Consider the following 17,008-nt stretch of genomic DNA (forward strand, 5'->3'; position numbering starts at 1 on the left):
TGCCGCCGAACCGCTTCCTGCGCGCCGCGCCTGCGAAGGCGAAGGAGCACAGTGGGGACGGTCCGGCGTTTTCCTGCGAAATGTGCCACTTCAGTCGCCCGCACGGATGGGTTCAGGCGACTCACGGCGTTACAGGTGCAAACACGCCTGTTTACATTTTATTCCCGGCCTGATTGACGTACGGCAACAAGTTCTTTGTTCAGACAAGACTTACCTCATCGTCAACAGGTCGGCGGCGCTCATCAGGCCGCGTGCATTGGCGGCGCCGGCCAGCACATAACGTTGCTGGCGGCCCGTCCAGCTGAGCAGCCGAAGCGTGCCAACCCGCCGGGCGCTCCATTGTGACTGGGCAGCTGCGGCTGGCCGGGTGGACGCGACCAGCAGCACGATCGGTTCGCCCTGGGCGTTGAGATAGACGTATTCCGTTGCCCGGGCGAGCGGACCGAGATCCAGTGTCCGGCGGCTCACCAGGTGCATACCGACCGGCACGAGATTGGGCGCTGCGGGATCTGCCGCGACGGCCCCGGCCGCCGGAGCTGCCTGTGCGCCGAAATTCTCGCCGGCGGCCTGCGCCAATGCCATCACGGCAGCATTGTCCAATGCGTCCTGCGAAACCCGGGAAGCCGCCATCCAGCCGCTCGTGGCCACCACAGCCAGCGCCAGCACGAGCGCTACCGCCAGCGTGGCTCGCAGCGGACGCAGCCGGATCATCTGCAGCCGCCGCGTCAGCCACCGGCCAGCGGCGGTGTGGATGAAGCCCGTCGCCGCCGCCGGAACAGGCGAGGGCTCGTCGACCGGCTGAAACGCGTCCTGGATCTGCTGGTTCAGCTTGCCGTAGAAGGCCACCCGGCGCGCCTCGCCTGGCCGCTTGCCAAGGTACTGGCGCAAGTGGGCGGCACGTTCGGGCGTGAGAAGGCCGTCGGCATAAGCCTGAATATCGGTTTCGGAGAGCGGCGGATCGTGCCGCGAGTCATCGGATTTCATAAGGGTTGCGCCAGTAGTTTGCTGTTACTGCGCTAACACGACGGAGGCGCCTTTATTCCCTCACATGAATGCATTCGTTTCAGGAATAAACGCAGGAGACGTGTGTTCGCCGTCACGCAGACCCGCTTGAAAAGCCCAAAGGAGTCCTTGTGACAGATCCATCATTTCCCGCACCCGGCCGCATTTGCGTGCCATGCCGGCTCGCCGCGATCGGGGCCGTCGTGCTGGCCATGGCCGGCGGTTTCGCCTATGTGGCCGGCTGGCTCACGCCTCAACGCCTGACCACGCATCGCATCATCAACGCCTTCGAAGCGGACAACGGCAGCCATCCGGGTTTTCGCCGCAACCATGCGAAGGGTGTCTGCGTGTCCGGCTATTTTGACAGCAACGGTAACGCGTCCGCATTATCGAGTGCTGGCGTGTTTGCGCCGGGGTTGACGCCGGTGATCGGCCGTTTTGCGATTCCGGGCGGCAATCCGTCTGCGCCTGATACCAGTGTGCCGATCCGCAGTCTCGCGCTGATGTTCACGCAACACGATGGCGAGCAGTGGCGCACTGGGATGAATTCGGTGCCCGTGTTCCCGGTACATACGCCTGAGCAGTTCTATCAGCAACTGGTTGCCGCCAGGCCGGATCCGGCCACGGGCAAGCCAGACCCAGCGGCACTCAAGGCGTTCAACGCCGCGAACCCGGAGACCAAACCGTTTCAGGCATGGGTCAAGAGCCATCCGCCCTCGTCGAGTTTTGCCAATGGGTCGTACTACAGCGTGAACGCATTCCGTTTCGTGGATGCCAACGGCCAGGCGCGTGCCGTGCGCTGGGCGATGGTGCCCGAGACGCCGTTTGCGCCGATTACGGACGCGCAGAAGAGCGCCAGGGACTTCCTCGACGCCGATCTCGCCCAGCATCTGCAGGACGGCCCGCTGCGCTGGCATCTGATCGTGACGGTGGCCGCGCCCGGCGACCCGACCGACGACGCCACGCAGATGTGGCCGGATGGGCGTCAGCAGATCGATGCCGGCGCGCTCGTGATCGAGCACGAGACCTCGCTGGACGACGGCCCATGCCGCGACGTCAACTTCGATCCGACCGTGCTGCCCGCGGGCATCAAGACCTCCGACGATCCGCTGCTGGCCGCGCGTTCGGCGGCCTATTCGGTCTCGTATAACCGGCGCACTCGAGAAGAAGCGCTCAACCCCAACCTGCACCATCCGCAGCCGAACGGAGATCGGTCATGACGCCGACACACACGCATTTCAGCCCGCTACAGAGACTGCTGCACTGGACCATGGCGCTGCTGATCCTCACGATGCTGTTTATCGGGATCGGCATGGTCGCGACGGTGTCGCATGCGCACGCTACGCTGATCGCGATTCACCGGCCGCTCGGCATCGCGATCCTGTTGCTGGTGTTGCTGCGCATTGGCGCGCGGCTCAAGCGTGGCAGCCCGCCGCTGCCGGACGACATGCCCGCGCCGCAGCGCGTCGTCGCCAGACTCTCGCATCTTGTGCTTTACGCGCTGATGCTGGCGATGCCGTTGATCGGGTGGGCGATGTTATCGGCTGAGGGCTATCCGGTGACGCTGTTCGACGGGGTTCATCTGCCGGCAATTGTGCCGCATGACGTAGCGCTGTTCGCCGTGTTGCGGGCTTTGCATACGTACCTGGCGCTCGCGTTGTTTCTAACGGTGCTAGGGCACCTCGCGGCCGCGTTGTTTCATGGACTGATTCGCCGCGACGGCGTGTTTTCGAGCATGGCACGCGGGGCTCGCCGGGCCTGAAAGGCCGCAGGCTCACGCCGCCTACGTCGCTCACATCGTTCAGGCGTGAGCGGCGAAAGCCAGCGCGGTACCGCGCGGCACGGTCAGCTTTTGACGCGTTCCGAACGCGGATCGTACGGTGCTTTCAGATGAACCATGGCGGGCAACAGATCGCCGGCCACGTCGATCTCGTATCGCCCGCTCGTCAGATACGCGGCATCGGCAATGCCGTCCGGGTTATTGACGTACCCCATCGCCACCGGACAACCCAAGGTATGACCGAACGCCGCCGAGCTCACGAAGCCGACTGGCGCACCGTTGCGCAGGATCGCTTCGCCACCCCACAGCATGCGATCGGCGGCACCGTCGGCCGTGAGTACGACCATGCGTCGGCGCAGCGGCTCGTCGCGCAGCTTGAGCAGAGCCTCGCGGCCGCGGAACGGAATCTGCTTGTTCAGTTTGCAGGCAAACGAAAGGCCCGCTTCGAACGGATTTGAATCCGGCGTCAGTTCACGTCCCCAGGCACGATAGCCTTTCTCGATACGCAGCGAATCGATGGCGTAATAGCCCGCGTTGAGGAGGCCGAACGGTTTGCCTGCGGTATGCAGCGTCTCGTAGACGCCCGCGGCAAATTCGACCGGCACATACAGTTCCCAGCCCAGTTCGCCGACATAGGTGAGCCGCGTAGCGCGCACGGTGGCATAGCCGATGTCCACCTCGCGGCTCTGGCCGAACGGGAATCCGTCGTTGCTCCAGTCCGCCTTCGAGATGCTTTGCAGCAGCTCGCGGGAGCGCGGACCCATCACCGCCAGCACTGCGTATTGCCCAGTGACATCCACTAATGTGCAGTGCCTGTCGTGCGGGATCGACTTCTCGATGTAGTCGAAATCGCGCGTGGTCTGCGCCGAGCCCGTGACGATCAGGTATTGATCGGCAGCGAGGCGGGTCAGCGTGAAGTCGGACTCGTATGTGCCGCGCTCGTTGAGCATGCCGGTATAGACGGTGGTGCCAGGCGGCACAGCAACATCGTTGGCGACGATGCCTTGCAATACTTCTTCCGCATCACGTCCCTTGACGAGGAATTTCGAAAACGACGTCATGTCGAACAACGCCACGCCTTCGCGGCAGGCGCGATGTTCGGCGCCGCTCCACGGCAGCCAGTTTTGCTGACCGAAGGCGTAGTCGATCTTCGCTTCGGCCACGCTCGGTGCGAAGAAGTTCGGCCGCTCCCAACCCATCTTGCTGCCGAAACTTGCGCCCTGGTCGCGCAACATCGGATAGAGCGGCGAGCGCCGGAACGGACGCGCGGTATCGAGTTCGCGGTTCGGCCAGGGCATCGCGTAATGCAGCCCCAGCGTTTCCTTCACGCGGTCGTGCAGCCACGTATCGTTGCCGTTGAAACGCGCAAACCGGCGGATATCGACCGGCCACAGGTCCATGGTCGGCGTGCCGGCGACGATCCATTCGGCGAGCGCCATGCCCGCGCCGCCGGCCGAGGCGATTCCCATCGAATTGAAGCCCGCGCCCACGAAGAAATGCCGCAGTTCAGGCGCTTCGCCGAGGATGAAGTTGTTGTCCGGCGTGAACGACTCGGGGCCGTTGTAGAACTGCCGGACCTGGGCGCTCTCGAGTGCCGGCACGCGCTGCAGGGCGTTTTCCATCAGGATTTCGAATTGATCCCAGTCGTCGGGCAGCAACTGGAATTCGAAATTCTCGGGGATACCGTTCATGCCCCACGGCTTCGCGTTCGGCTCGAAGCCGCCCATCACGAGGCCGCCCACTTCTTCCTTGAAATAGATAAAGCCGTCCGGGTCGCGCATCACGGGGAGGTCGGGATGTACGCCGGCAATCCGCTCGGTGACGATGTAGTAGTGCTCGGCCGAGTGCAGCGGCACTGTCACATCGCAAAGCCGGCCGACGGCCTTCGCCCATTGCCCCGCGCAGTTGACGACGATCTCGGCGTTGATGGTGCCCTCGGCGCCGTCCTTGTTGCGCCACGCAAGGCCGCTGACTTCGCGGCCGCCCGGAGTTTGCCGTGTATGGATCGCGGTGACGCGGGTGTTCTCGACGATCCGCGCGCCACGTGTGCGGGCGCCGCGGGCGAGAGCTTGCGTGAGGTCGGTGGGGTTGGCCTTGCCGTCGCCGGGCAGCCAGACTGCACCGAGCAGGTCGTCGGTGCGCATCACCGGCCACAGATCGCCGGCTTCCTGCGGGCTAATGACATCGCAGGTCACACCGTAGGCGCGGGCGACGGCCGCGGTGCGCTTGAGTTGCGTCATCCGCTCCGCCGTGCGCGCAACGGACAGCGAGCCGCATTGTTTCCAGCCGGTGGCGAGGCCGGTATCCGCTTCCAGTTCGGCATAGAGGGCGGTGGAATAGCGGATCAGCTTCGTCATGCTTTCCTGGGCGCGCAATTGGCCTACGAGACCCGCTGCGTGCCAGGTGGTGCCGCAAGACAGTTGACCCTGTTCCAGCAGGACCACGTCGGTCCAACCCATTTTCGTCAGGTGATACGCCACGGAGCAGCCGACGATGCCGCCGCCGACGATCACAACCCGGGCGTGCTGGGGGAGAGGTGTAGACATCTTTCAGGTCCTGGGCGATGAATGTGGATATGCGTGGAAATTCGTGGGCATAGAGTGCAACATAACGCCTCAAAACGCAACACAGTCATGGAAAATTCATCGCGAGGTGATTTGGATAAAGTACGTTATTTCATTAAAAATAAAGGCTTAAGCTCATTTAACCGAGGAAAGTTGATTTAGTTGGATATGTGTGGAAATGGCTTTCTCTGGCGTGACACCTTTGCTAGACTAGGCACCACTCGCACCTTCCCGCCCTCCGGTATGTTTTCGACCCAACGTCAAGCCGAAATCCTGCGCATCGTGCAGACCCAGCGCACCTGCACGGTCACCGAACTGGCCGAAGTTTTTGCCGTGTCCGACGAGACTATCCGTCGCGACATCAAACCGTTGATCGCCGAAGGTGTGTTGCTGAAGGTGCACGGCGGCGTGACGCTGCCGGAGCGGCTCGACGAACCGCCGTTCCAGCGCCGCCTGCAAGAGAATCTCGAAGCTAAGCGGGTAATCGCGGCGCGCGTGGCCGATCTGGTGCACGACGGCGATTCGCTCATCCTCGATAGCGGCACCACCTGTGTCCATATTGCTCAGGCACTGTGCGCCCGCTCGCGGCTGACCGTCGTGACCAATTCCGCGGAAATTGCCCGTACGCTGGCGCCGCGCAACGGCAACCGGGTGTTCATCGCGGGCGGCGAACTGCGCGCCGACGACTCGGCCGCGTTCGGTGAAAGCGCGCTGGCGTTCATCCGCCAGTTTCACGTGCGCTATGCGTTCGTCTCGGTGACGGCAATCGACGCGCAAGGCCGCTTCATGGACGCACAGCCCGACGACGTGTCGTACTCGCTCGTCGCTTTTGCGCAAGCCGAGCGGCGCGTGGTGGTGGCTGACCACGCTAAATTCGGCCACACCGCGCTTGTGCATGCGTTCGGCCCCGAGGCGGTCGATCTGCTGATTACCGATCAGGCGCCGTCTGCTGCGCTGACCCAGTTGTTTGCCGCAGCGGATCTGGAGGTGAGCTTTGGCATGCCCGCGGACGCTGCGGCGGGCGTCGCGCCCTGAGCGATCCGGTGGCGGCGCATCCCGCTTGAAACGCGTGTTTGTTTTCTTGACACATCCGCAACGGTGATGACCGGCACATGCGTAAAATAGTCGGTTTGCAGTGGCGAATGCGGCCCCCGCCAACCCTCGGCGGGCCTCGCAGAACAGCAGAGGATCCGCAGCCCGGGTCAGGCTGCCCCGGCATTTCCTCGACGCTGCCGCTCGCCTGAACACGCATGGATGGGTCACCCGGATGTCGTCAGTTTTCTACGATCGAGAACACGTTACGAAGTGGTTGGGAGCCAGAACGGTCGAGAAGGCGCGCGACTACGTCGATGCAGTGTCGAACCTGCACTGGGAAAACAACACCCTGAGCGGCGAAGTGCAGGGTACGCAGCGGCACCCGTACGTCGTGGACGTGCAGTTTCACGACATTGGCGACGAGTTGTGGGTCGAGGGTGACTGCTCGTGCCCGGTCGGCTACCAGTGCAAGCATATGGCCGCATTGCTGATCGCGGGGCTCGAAGGGGCGGTCGAGTCGCAGCCGGGCGTGCGGCCCGAACTGGTCCGGTGGATGGAGACATTCCGTGCACGCGCCGAAAGCGAGACCACCCCGAGCCATCGCACTCCAGACGCCGAGCCGACCCATGCGCTCGCCTATCAGCTCGGCTGGTCGCGTTATCAACAGCGCCACGAGATCCAGCTTTTCAAGGCGCGGCTCGATTCGGAAGGCGTGATTCGTTCGATCGACGAACCGTGGAGCAATGTCGAAGCAGCCTTGATCAAGGCGCCCAGATTCGTTTCCGACGACGACCTGGTTATCTTGCGCAGTTTATGGCTCGGCCATTCGCGTCAGAACCACGGGCATTTCATCTTGCGTGGCTCGAACGGCGGCGACGTCCTGCATAAGCTCGTGGCGACAGGGCGTCTGTTTCCTGCGAACCCAGCCGACGGCACACCACGGCATCCGCCACGCCCGCTCTCGAGGGGCGCGGCAAGAGCGGGCCGCATCGAATGGGAAGCTCAGGCGGACGACCGTCTGAGGCCGGTGCTGCGCACCGAGCCTCAGGCCGCGTTGGTGCTCGCCACCGAGCCGGTCTGGTACGTCGACGCCGAGGCGGGCGAGGCGGGCATCGTCGAGCTGTCGTTGCCATTCCCGCAACTGCCCGATTACCTGTCGATGCCGCCTATTTCGCTCGCCGAGGCGCCGCTGGTGGCCGCAGTGCTGCGCGAAGTCGCACCCGATCTGCCGTTGCCGCCCGCGCTCGATACGGCCAAAGTCCGCGTCATCGATGTGGAGCCTGTGCCGGTGCTTGCCCTCAACAGCCTGTCGATGTCCGCGCTCGGCCTTGGCAAACACTTCCAGCGCAATCAGATGCTGGACTTCGCAACGGCCAGCTTCGACTACGAAGGCGTCAGCATCAAGGCGGAGAGCAGCGCTACGCTAGTGCCGGTGCCCGGCGGCAGCGTGCTGCATATCCGGCGCCGCTACGACACTGAAAAGAAGCGTCTTCTCGAACTGCGCAAAGCGGGGCTGCAGGTGGTGCCGGCAAGCGGCGGCCACGCGCGGCACACGCTGCCCGAGACGCTACTGGCGTTACCCGACGTCGACGCGTGGCCCGACTTCGTCGATGAAACCCTGCCGGCGCTCAGCAACGCGGGATGGCGCGTAACGTTGGCGTCCGGCTTCCGTCATCACGTGATCGAAATCGATGCAATCGAAGGTACCGCGCGCCGGACCGGCGACGGCTGGTTCGACCTCGAGATGGGCATCACGCTGGGTGATCGCACCGTGCGCCTCGAACCGCTGCTGGCCGGACTGTTCCGGCGCGACCGCCGCTGGCTCGGCGGGGCGCTCGAAACGATCGACGATGACGAAGCCATCGAACTGACCACCGACCGCGCCGAACGCTTGCGTCTGCGTGCGGGACGGCTCAAGCCGGTGGTGCGGGTGCTGGTCGATCTGTTCGACGGGCTGGGTAGCTGGAAGGGTGACGAGAATCTCAGGATTCCTGAGCTTGATGCCGGACGTCTTGCCGCACTGACCGATACGGGACGCTGGCAGTTCCAGGGCGACGCGTCGATCCGCCAGTTGGCACAGCGTCTGCAGACCGGCGGCGGTGTGCAGGAAGTGCCGGTGCCGCGCGGACTGCGGGCCGAGTTGCGTCCGTATCAGCATCAGGGCTTGAGCTGGATGCAGTTCCTGCGCGAGCACAACCTGGCCGGCGTTCTGGCCGACGACATGGGCCTCGGCAAAACCGTGCAGACGCTCGCCCACGTGCTGGCGGAAAAGGAAGCAGGGCGGCTCGACCGTCCCGCGCTGATCGTCTTGCCGACTACGCTGGTCCATAACTGGCGGGAAGAGGCGCAGCGTTTTGCGCCGGATCTGAAGGTGCTGGTCCTGAACGGGCCGCAGCGCAAGGAGCGCTTCGAACTGATCGGCCAGCACGACCTGATTCTCACGACCTATGCCCTGCTATGGCGCGATCACGCTGTCCTCTCGGAGCACGAGTACCACCTGCTGATTCTCGACGAGGCGCAGTATGTGAAGAACGCCACCACCAAGTCGGCGACTGCGATTCGCGATCTGCGCGCACGGCACCGTCTGTGCCTCACCGGCACGCCGCTGGAAAACCATCTCGGGGAATTGTGGTCGCAGTTCGACTTCCTGTTGCCGGGTTTTCTCGGCACGCAGAAGGACTTCACCAAGCGCTGGCGCAATCCGATCGAGCGCAATGGCGATGGCGTTCGGCGCGAGCTGCTGGCGCGGCGCATTCGTCCGTTCATGCTGCGCCGGCGCAAGGACGAGGTGGCGAAAGAGCTGCCGGAAAAGACCACGATTGTGCGTACGGTTGATCTGGAGGGCTCGCAGCGTGATCTGTACGAAATCGTCCGGACGGCGATGCAGGCGAAAGTGCGCGCGGCGGTGAATTCGCAGGGACTTGCCCGAAGCCACATCATCGTGCTGGATGCGCTGCTGAAATTGCGTCAGGTGTGCTGCGACCCGCGTCTTGTGAAACTCGAGAAGGCGGCGCGCGTCAAGGAGTCGGCCAAGCTCGAGCTATTGCTGGCGATGCTGCCTGAGTTGATCGAAGAAGGCCGGCGCGTGCTGCTGTTTTCGCAGTTCACCGGCATGCTGGACCTGATTGCGGCGGCGCTCGACAAGGCCGCGATCCCGTACGTCACCCTGACCGGCGACACCACCGATCGCGCCACGCCGGTGCAGCGTTTTCAGCGCGGCGAGGTGCCGCTCTTCCTGATCAGCCTGAAGGCAGGCGGCGTCGGCTTGAACCTCACGGCGGCGGACACGGTGATCCACTACGATCCGTGGTGGAACCCGGCGGCCGAGAATCAGGCCACGGATCGCGCCCATCGTCTTGGACAGGATAAGCCGGTGTTCGTGTACAAGCTGATCGCGGCGGGCAGTATCGAGGAGAAGATTGTCCGGTTGCAGGAGAAGAAGGCGGCGCTGGCCGACAGCATTCTGTCCGAGGACGCGGCGGAGACAGTGAAATTCTCCGATGACGATCTCGACGCGCTGTTCGCGCCGATGCCGGAGATCGCCCGAGCGGGGTGAACGGTAAGGCGTAAGGGGATCGGCGATAGACAAACCGCGACCGCTCGACACGCAATAGAATGCCGACATGACGACCTATATCGCTCTCTTGCGCGCCGTGAATGTCGGCGGCACCGGCAAACTTCCAATGGCGGAACTACGCGCCATGTGCGAATCCCTCGGCTTTACGAAGGTGCGCACATACATCGCGAGCGGCAACGTCGTCTTTGTCAGCAAGCTCTCTGAAAAGTCCGTCAAGGCAAAGCTGGAAGGTGCCCTCGAGGCCTACGCCGGCAAGCCCGTGGGCGTGCTGGTCCGAACCGGTGCGGAACTGGCCGCGGTGCTTGACGCTAACCCCTTCCAGTCGGCCGCGCCGAACCGGACGTTGGCCATCTTTCTCGACGCAGCGCCGCCCGCGGACACCTTGAGCAAGGTGAGCGGCCAGCAGACGGAAGAAATCGCACTCGGAACCCGCGAGATCTACGTGCACTATGCAAACGGAATCGCAAACTCAAACCTGAAGATCCAGGCCGCCACGAACGGAACCGCACGCAACATGAATACCGTGGCGACTCTGGCTGAATGGGCAGAGCAATAGTCGAACGGTCCCGCGCTGCATCCGCGCCAATTACGAAAGCAAAATTCCGCCTGACGAATCGCCGGCCGCACAAATTCTGTAACACGATAATCTGGCCGGTACTGCGCAAAATACTGACTACCTGCCTGCCCTCAATGGATTGGCGCGTCGAGGCCGCGTTTTTACGCGCGCTCCCGAACACACCCGGAAACCGATCTAACAATCTTTAAACGATTTAAATTGAGACAGTTCTTATACTGTCTCGCAGACCATAATTATTTGACACTCGGACGTATGGCGGGGACGGCGTCACGAAAAACATGCGGGATGCATCACGCTGGAAAAAATAGCGTGACGGGTGCTGCACCGCTAATCGAGGGATTGGATGTTTTTTAGACCAGGCACGACGCGCATTCCGTTCAGGGCGAACGAGCAGAAGCGCAAGGTCGGGCGGCGCCTGCAGCGTATCGAACTCGATCCGGCTAATGATCGCCACGCCCGCGCAGCGGTGGTTGCTTATGCCGATTCGTGTGCGCCCGAGATGCCGTGGCTGGCCGAGTTGCTGCGTGAGACGGCGAAGCGTGACTCGGACGACGATCTGAGTGCTTGCGCCGCGACAGTGCGGCGTGTATTTGGACTGGCACAAGATTGGGCAGCGACTCAACCCGACTATGCACACGGAGCCTGGGAGCACGTACGCATTCACCTGGACGCGGCTTTGAACAGTCGGTCGAAGCCGCAGAACGACGATGAGAATGACGAAGGCGAGAGCGATGCAAAGAGCTTTGCGCCCACAAGAACAGGTTAGACGGGGCCATAGAATTAGCGCGAGCGAGACCTGCTGTAAGCCCGGTTATGACCCAAGGAAGTGCTTTAGGTAAGTGGAGTGACAGGCTCGAGAGCTTGAGCCGATGCCGGATGGCAGGTGGATGACATTCGGAAGGGGGTGGCGGTTTTCGATTATGATAAAAAACCCAATCACGCTTTGTGACCGGGTGAAGCGTGCGCCATTTTTGAGATATTCCCGATACCTGTTTTAAACGCGGGTTTGTGGCGCACGACTAATAATCGATAAATAGAGTTGTCGGTGGCGGAGTTCGTTGTCTCGTGCTTGACGCGCCGGGTACGCGTCTGACGCAAAAGATAACGCCGCGGTGCAGCCCCAACAGAGGCACGCGCTTTCTTGACCGATGACCGGCCATCCAGATACGAATAACGGAATTGCGTTGCGGGGTGTTATGAGAATTGCAGTCCTGGATGACGATCCGGCTCAGGCCGATCTGGTATGTCAAACGCTCTCGGCCGCTGGTCACATCTGCCACGCCTACGCTGAGGGCCGCGCGTTGGTCCGCCAGCTTCGGCGCCAGACTTTCGATCTGCTGGTGCTGGACTGGAACGTCCCCGATATGTCCGGCGAAGAAGTGCTGCGCTGGGTGCGCGAGAGCCTCTCCGAGCGTTTGCCGGTGCTGTTCATGACGAGCCGCAGCCGCGAGACCGATATCACTTCGATCCTCAACACGGGCGCGGACGACTATGTCGTGAAACCGGTGTCCTCGGGCGTCCTGCTGGCTCGCGTCGGCTCGTTGCTGCGGCGGGCGTACAAGCTCAACACCGCGGCGCTCAAGGAAACCTTCGGCGATTACGAGTTCGATCTCAGTTCCAAGCACGTGTTGGTGCGAGGCACCGCCGTGGCGGTCACGCAAAAGGAATTCGACCTTGCCCTGCTGCTATTCCAGCATCTGAGCCGGCCGCTCTCGCGTGCGCACATTCTCGATGTGATCTGGAAGCAGGCCACTGAAATCCCGTCACGCACAATGGATACCCACGTTTCGATGTTGCGCAGCAAGCTCGGCCTTAGACCGGAAAACGGCTATCGCCTGACGCCGATCTACGGCTATGGATACCGGCTTGAGCGCATCGAAAAGGGGGATGCGTGACGGTTTCTGGATTCACGCCGCCGGTTGGTCTGGCGGCTGGCAGTGCGCGCCGTGCGCTGGCGATCTTCGTGCCTTGCTTCGTCGCGGCGCTCGGGCTTTCGCCGGCACTGGCCGCAGCGCACAACAGCAAAAGCGCCTCACTTGTGACCGTGCCCTACACGACCAAGGCCGGCGATACCCTGTATGAGATAGCGGCACGCTACCTGCGCGATCCGCACGATTGGGCCGTATTGAGCCGCCTGAACAAGGTGCCGGCGCCGCGCCACATGCAGGCGGGCATCCAGTTGCAAATCCCGGCAGCATTGCTGCGCCAGGAGCAGGAAGCCGCGCGTGTGGTGGCCGTCAGCGGTCCGGTCGAACGTGCGTTTGGCGCCGGCCCGTACACGCCGCTTGCGGCCGGCACGAGCCTCGGCGAAGGCGATCGCGTGCGTACCGGCCACGATGGCTTCGCGTCGCTGGAACTGCCGGACGGCTCGCACGTGACGCTGTCGCAGGGCGCGAGGCTCGAGGTCGGCAAGCTGCGTGTGACGAGCCTGACCGGTGCCTCCGACCGGGTGCTTCTGCTGCAGCGTGGAGAGGTGGAAAGCGAAGTCACGCACGCGACGAAGAAGGACGATCGTTTCCAGATCCGTTCGCCGTCGGTGGTGGCGGGCGTGCGCGGCACGCACTTTCGGGTGAGCTACGACACCGCCCAGCAGCAGACCGTGGTGGAAGTGCTGGACGGCGCGGTCGGCGTGGATCCGGCCAGCGGGTCGGCGGCGGCACCCGCGCCGGGTGTGCCGCTGCAAGCGTCCGAGCAGCTCGTGTCGGCGCGCTTCGGCAACGTGTCCAGCGCGAGCGGTTCGATCGGCACGCCGGTCGAATTGTTGGCCGCTCCCTCGTTGACCGATCCCGGCAAGGTCCAGGACGGCAAAACCGTCGCGTTCGATCTCGTGCCGGAAAATCAGGCCTCCGGCTATCGCGTGCAGATCGCCCGCGATGCGGATCTGCTCGATCTGATCCGCGATCTACCGGTGAAAGAGCCGCATGCCGATTTCGGCGATCTGCCCGACGGCACTTACTTCGTGCGCATCTCCGCAGTCGATCGCAATGGCCTTGAAGGCCTGCCGCAGATCTACGCTTTCGAGCGGCGCCAGTTGGGTCTGAGCGCATCGGCCACGCCACGCGCCGGCACCCGCGACTATACGTTCCGCTGGTTCGCGAGCCGGCCGGGCGTGGAGACCCGTTTCCGCTTCGTCCTTGGCGCCTCGCCCGATCTGCGCAGTCCGCTTGTCGACCGGACCGACCTGCCGGCCGGCGAGCTCGTGGTGACGGATCTGCCACGCGGCGTTTATTATTGGACCGTAATTGCCGAGCAGTTCGAAAACGGCCGGTTCTACGAGAAGGGCAGCTCGATCCGGTCGTTCACGCTTGCCCGCTAGGACTCTTCTAACTCTCCGCGCATGAGCCTCGATCCGCGTGCACGACTTGGGCGGCCGGCTGGCCGACGCTTCCTGCTGGAGTGGGGCGCGATCGGCTGCCTGGGCATTGCGGTGATCCTGGCCAGCGCCTCGGGCCGCTGGACGGCAGGCATAGATCATCTCGTCTACGACCGCTTCCTGATGCTGCATAAGCAAGCAGCGCTGGCTGATATCGTCGTGGTCGAAATCGACAATGCGAGCATCGAGCGGCTTGGCCACTGGCCCTGGCCGCGCAGCGTCCACGCGAGCCTGCTGGAGCGGCTGGCCGAGGCGAAGCCGGCCGCCGTGATCTACGACGTGCTGTTCACCGAGGCCGCTGCAGACGACGCGCAACTGGCCCACGCGGTCGCCCTTAGCCCGACCTATCTGCCGGTTCTGCTCAGTCCCGAGGACAACGACGGCGCACGGGTCGTCGTCAAACCCGTTCCGCGCCTGGCGGAAGCCGCGGCGGGACTGGGCCACATCAATCTGGAAGTCGACAATGACGGCATCGTCCGCAGTGTCGCGCTGTTTGAAGGCGATGCCCACTCGCGCTGGCCGCAGTTGATGGTACCCCCTTGGCGCGCGATCAAAAGCGGTGCCATCCGGCTCGCGCAACCGGTCGAAGGGTTAGCTGGGCGGCAGGACCGCACCCGCGAACCCGTCGACGAAGCGCGCTTTCTGATCCCCTTCAGCCTGAACGCAACGAACTATTCGCATGTGTCGTTCGCCAGCGTCGTGGCAGGCGAGGTCCCGCCGGACGTGCTGCGCGGCCGTGTCGTGCTGGTAGGCGTGACTGCCTCGGGCTTATACGACCGCTTCGCGACGCCTGTCTCCGGCGATCTGGGACCGCTGCCGGGCGTCTATATCCACGCGAATATTCTGGACACGCTGCTGACCGGCCGGGCTATCGATCCAGTCCCGGCTTTTCTGCTGATCCTGGTCTCGCTGGTGCCGCTCGCCGCGCTGCTGGCGGGCTTCCTCGTGCTCTCGCCATGGCGTTCGTTGTTGCTGACGGCGGCGCTGAGCGCGGTCATCGGCTGCGGGAGTGCCGCCTTGCTATACGGCGCACGGCTGTGGGTGTCACCGGTGCCAGCCGTGCTCGGGCTGATCGTGGTGTATCCGATCTGGAACTGGCGGCGGCTCGAAATGACCATGACATATCTGCGCAAGGAGCTGCAGCGTCTCGCAGACGAACCGCACCTGCTGCCGGAAACGCCGCCGCGTCGCCGCGAGTTCGGCGGCGACGTGCTGGAGCAGCATATGGCGTTGATGGCGCAGGCCGCCCGGCGCGTGCAGGACATGAAGCGCTTCGTCTGGGACAGCCTCGACAGCATGCCCGAGTCGATCCTCGTGAGCGACGTGCGCGGCATCGTGCTGATTGCCAACCACGCCGCGATGACGCATTTTGCTCGACTGGGAGTCCAGCCGCCGCAAGGCCGTCTGATGGGCGAGGTGCTCGGCGATCTGACGTTCGTGAAGACCATCGATGCCGGCGGCGAGGGTGACGCCGAAAACGATGCGCGGGCGCGCACACACTGGCCGGCGATCCTCGATCCGGCGCGGCGCGAATTCGCAGACCTGATGGCGCAGGGCATCGAAGTGCGCGATCAGGCCGAGCGCGACCACCTGCTGCGCTACGCGACGTGCAGCAACGAAGAAGGGGAAGTGACCGGCTGGATCGCCGGTCTGGTCGACGTTTCTGCGCTGCACGCGGCGGAGCGCCAGCGCGAGGATGCATTGCGGCTGCTGTCGCACGACATGCGCTCGCCGCAGGCCTCGATTCTCGCGCTGGTCGAGATTGAACGCGCCCGCACCGAATCGGGCCACGTACATGAACTGCTGGAGCGCATCGCACGTTATTCGCGCCGCGCCCTGACGCTGGCCGACGACTTCGTGCAACTGGCACGCGCGGAATCGCAGGCGTACGTTCTCGAACCGGTGAGCCTGAGCGAGCTGACCATCGACGCCAGCGACGAAGTGTGGCCGCAGGCTCATGCCAAGCAGATCCAGATGGAAACCGCCGCGGAAGGCGACGACGGCTACTGGATCTGCGCCGATCGCTCGTTGATGACGCGTGCGCTTGTCAATATTATGAACAATGCCGTGAAGTACAGCCCGCCTGGGTCGCGCATCGTCTGCACGGTGGGGCCGGTCGACGGCTTGCCGCGACGCGTGCAATGCACGATCCGCGACCAGGGCTATGGCATCCCGCTCGACCAGCAGAGCCGGCTATTCCAGCGGTTCCGGCGTTTCCACGAAACCGAGCAGCCGGAGACCGGCGGCGCGGGACTCGGGATGGCTTTCGTGAAAACTGTCGTGACGCGTCACGGCGGCGAGGTGCAGGTCGAGAGCGCACCGGGCAAGGGCACCGCGTTTACGGTGTGTCTGCCGGCCTTCGACGACACGGCACTCGACGCGAAGCTCGATACGCAACTCGACGCCAGGCTGCGGTAGCTAGCGTCAAGCAGACTAGCGGCCATGAAGCGCCTGACGGGCACACCGTATTCTTTTGACGAAGCGAGAAGATGATGAAAATCACGCTGATAGGTACCGTGCTAATTGCAGCAAGCCTCGCCGCCGGCCTGACGGGATGTGCCGGCGTCAACACCGACGTGCGGGCGTCGCCCTCGGCTGCGCCACTGCAAGGCGAGCGCAGCTATGTGCTGGCACGCTCGCCGTTGCAGGATGACACGCCAGATCATCGGGAATACGAAGCATTGATCCGGACCGAACTCGGCAAATACGGCTTCGCCGATGCCACCGAACTGCACGCGCACTATATGCTGTCGATCGCTTACGACACCCGGCTTGCGGGCGTGGGCGTCGGCACGGCAGGGTGCCCGGAGGCGGACTGCAACAGTCCGGGCCAGGCCTCGTTCTCACTGTTCGGCCACTCGTACAAACACTCGCTGACGCTGCGCTTCTTCGAGCAGACCAACGGACACGAGGTCTACAAAGTAAGCGCCAGCAGCGTGGATCACGATGCGGACCCGCAGCATGCGATTCCGTACCTCGTGAAGAGCGCGCTGGCCCAGTTTCCGTTTGCCGATCACCCGGACTGGCGCGTGAAACTGCGCGCCAACAACGGGGGCGGTACGCCCCAGGTCGTATCGGTGAAGCCCGTGGCGCCCTGATT

At 63.7% G+C, this 17,008-nt stretch carries 12 protein-coding genes; 10 read left to right on the forward strand and 2 right to left on the reverse strand.

The window, feature by feature from the left end; translation table 11 throughout:
• Positions 1-210: 210 nt before the first annotated feature.
• Entirely contained in the window at positions 211-984 is a 774-nt protein-coding gene (locus P3T20_RS30980; RefSeq protein ID WP_429288792.1) for an anti-sigma factor family protein, read from the reverse strand.
• Between the two features lie 149 nt (positions 985-1,133).
• Between P3T20_RS30980 and P3T20_RS30985 the strand changes: the two genes are divergently transcribed.
• The gene (locus P3T20_RS30985) at positions 1,134-2,222 is read left to right on the forward strand and encodes a catalase family peroxidase (RefSeq protein ID WP_429288793.1); all 1,089 of its coding nucleotides are present in this window, start codon (positions 1,134-1,136) and stop codon (positions 2,220-2,222) included.
• The gene (locus P3T20_RS30990) at positions 2,219-2,764 is read left to right on the forward strand and encodes a cytochrome b (RefSeq protein ID WP_429288794.1); all 546 of its coding nucleotides are present in this window, start codon (positions 2,219-2,221) and stop codon (positions 2,762-2,764) included. Before P3T20_RS30985 ends, P3T20_RS30990 begins: the two co-directional genes overlap by 4 nt.
• 83 nt (positions 2,765-2,847) lie before the next feature.
• Here P3T20_RS30990 and P3T20_RS30995 read toward each other — a convergent pair whose 3' ends face one another.
• On the reverse strand, positions 2,848-5,328 hold the full coding sequence (locus P3T20_RS30995) for a GcvT family protein (RefSeq protein WP_429288795.1): 2,481 nt from the start codon (positions 5,326-5,328) through the stop codon (positions 2,848-2,850).
• 261 nt (positions 5,329-5,589) lie between these two features.
• On the opposite strand from P3T20_RS30995, the gene P3T20_RS31000 reads away from it, so the two are divergent.
• From P3T20_RS31000 to P3T20_RS31035, 8 genes are all read left to right on the forward strand, one after another.
• Positions 5,590-6,381, forward strand: a complete 792-nt coding sequence (locus tag P3T20_RS31000) for a DeoR/GlpR family DNA-binding transcription regulator (protein WP_429288796.1) — start codon at positions 5,590-5,592, stop codon at positions 6,379-6,381.
• Positions 6,382-6,613: 232 nt separating this feature from the next.
• Positions 6,614-9,937 (forward strand): SNF2-related protein, encoded by a 3,324-nt coding sequence (locus tag P3T20_RS31005; protein WP_429288797.1) that lies wholly within the window; start codon positions 6,614-6,616, stop codon positions 9,935-9,937.
• A 67-nt stretch (positions 9,938-10,004) separates the two neighbouring features.
• Positions 10,005-10,514, forward strand: a complete 510-nt coding sequence (locus tag P3T20_RS31010; protein WP_429288798.1) for a DUF1697 domain-containing protein — start codon at positions 10,005-10,007, stop codon at positions 10,512-10,514.
• A gap of 364 nt (positions 10,515-10,878) precedes the next feature.
• Positions 10,879-11,301, forward strand: a complete 423-nt coding sequence (locus P3T20_RS31015) for a hypothetical protein (protein ID WP_074268375.1) — start codon at positions 10,879-10,881, stop codon at positions 11,299-11,301.
• Positions 11,302-11,731: 430 nt separating this feature from the next.
• Positions 11,732-12,430 (forward strand): response regulator transcription factor, encoded by a 699-nt coding sequence (locus tag P3T20_RS31020; protein WP_074268376.1) that lies wholly within the window; start codon positions 11,732-11,734, stop codon positions 12,428-12,430.
• Positions 12,427-13,851, forward strand: coding sequence for a FecR domain-containing protein (locus P3T20_RS31025; RefSeq protein WP_429288799.1), 1,425 nt, complete (start codon positions 12,427-12,429; stop codon positions 13,849-13,851). The genes P3T20_RS31020 and P3T20_RS31025 overlap by 4 nt, the downstream gene beginning before the upstream one ends.
• Before the next feature lie 21 nt (positions 13,852-13,872).
• The gene (locus tag P3T20_RS31030; protein WP_429288800.1) at positions 13,873-16,326 is read left to right on the forward strand and encodes a CHASE2 domain-containing protein; all 2,454 of its coding nucleotides are present in this window, start codon (positions 13,873-13,875) and stop codon (positions 16,324-16,326) included.
• A 71-nt stretch (positions 16,327-16,397) separates the two neighbouring features.
• A complete protein-coding gene (locus P3T20_RS31035) occupies positions 16,398-17,006 on the forward strand; it encodes a DUF4136 domain-containing protein (RefSeq protein WP_074268379.1) in 609 nt (202 codons plus the stop codon).
• Positions 17,007-17,008 lie beyond the last annotated feature (2 nt).

It is taken from the genome of Paraburkholderia sp. GAS206C (genome assembly GCF_050435645.1).
GTDB classification, from domain to species: Bacteria; Pseudomonadota; Gammaproteobacteria; order Burkholderiales; family Burkholderiaceae; genus Paraburkholderia; species Paraburkholderia phenazinium_B.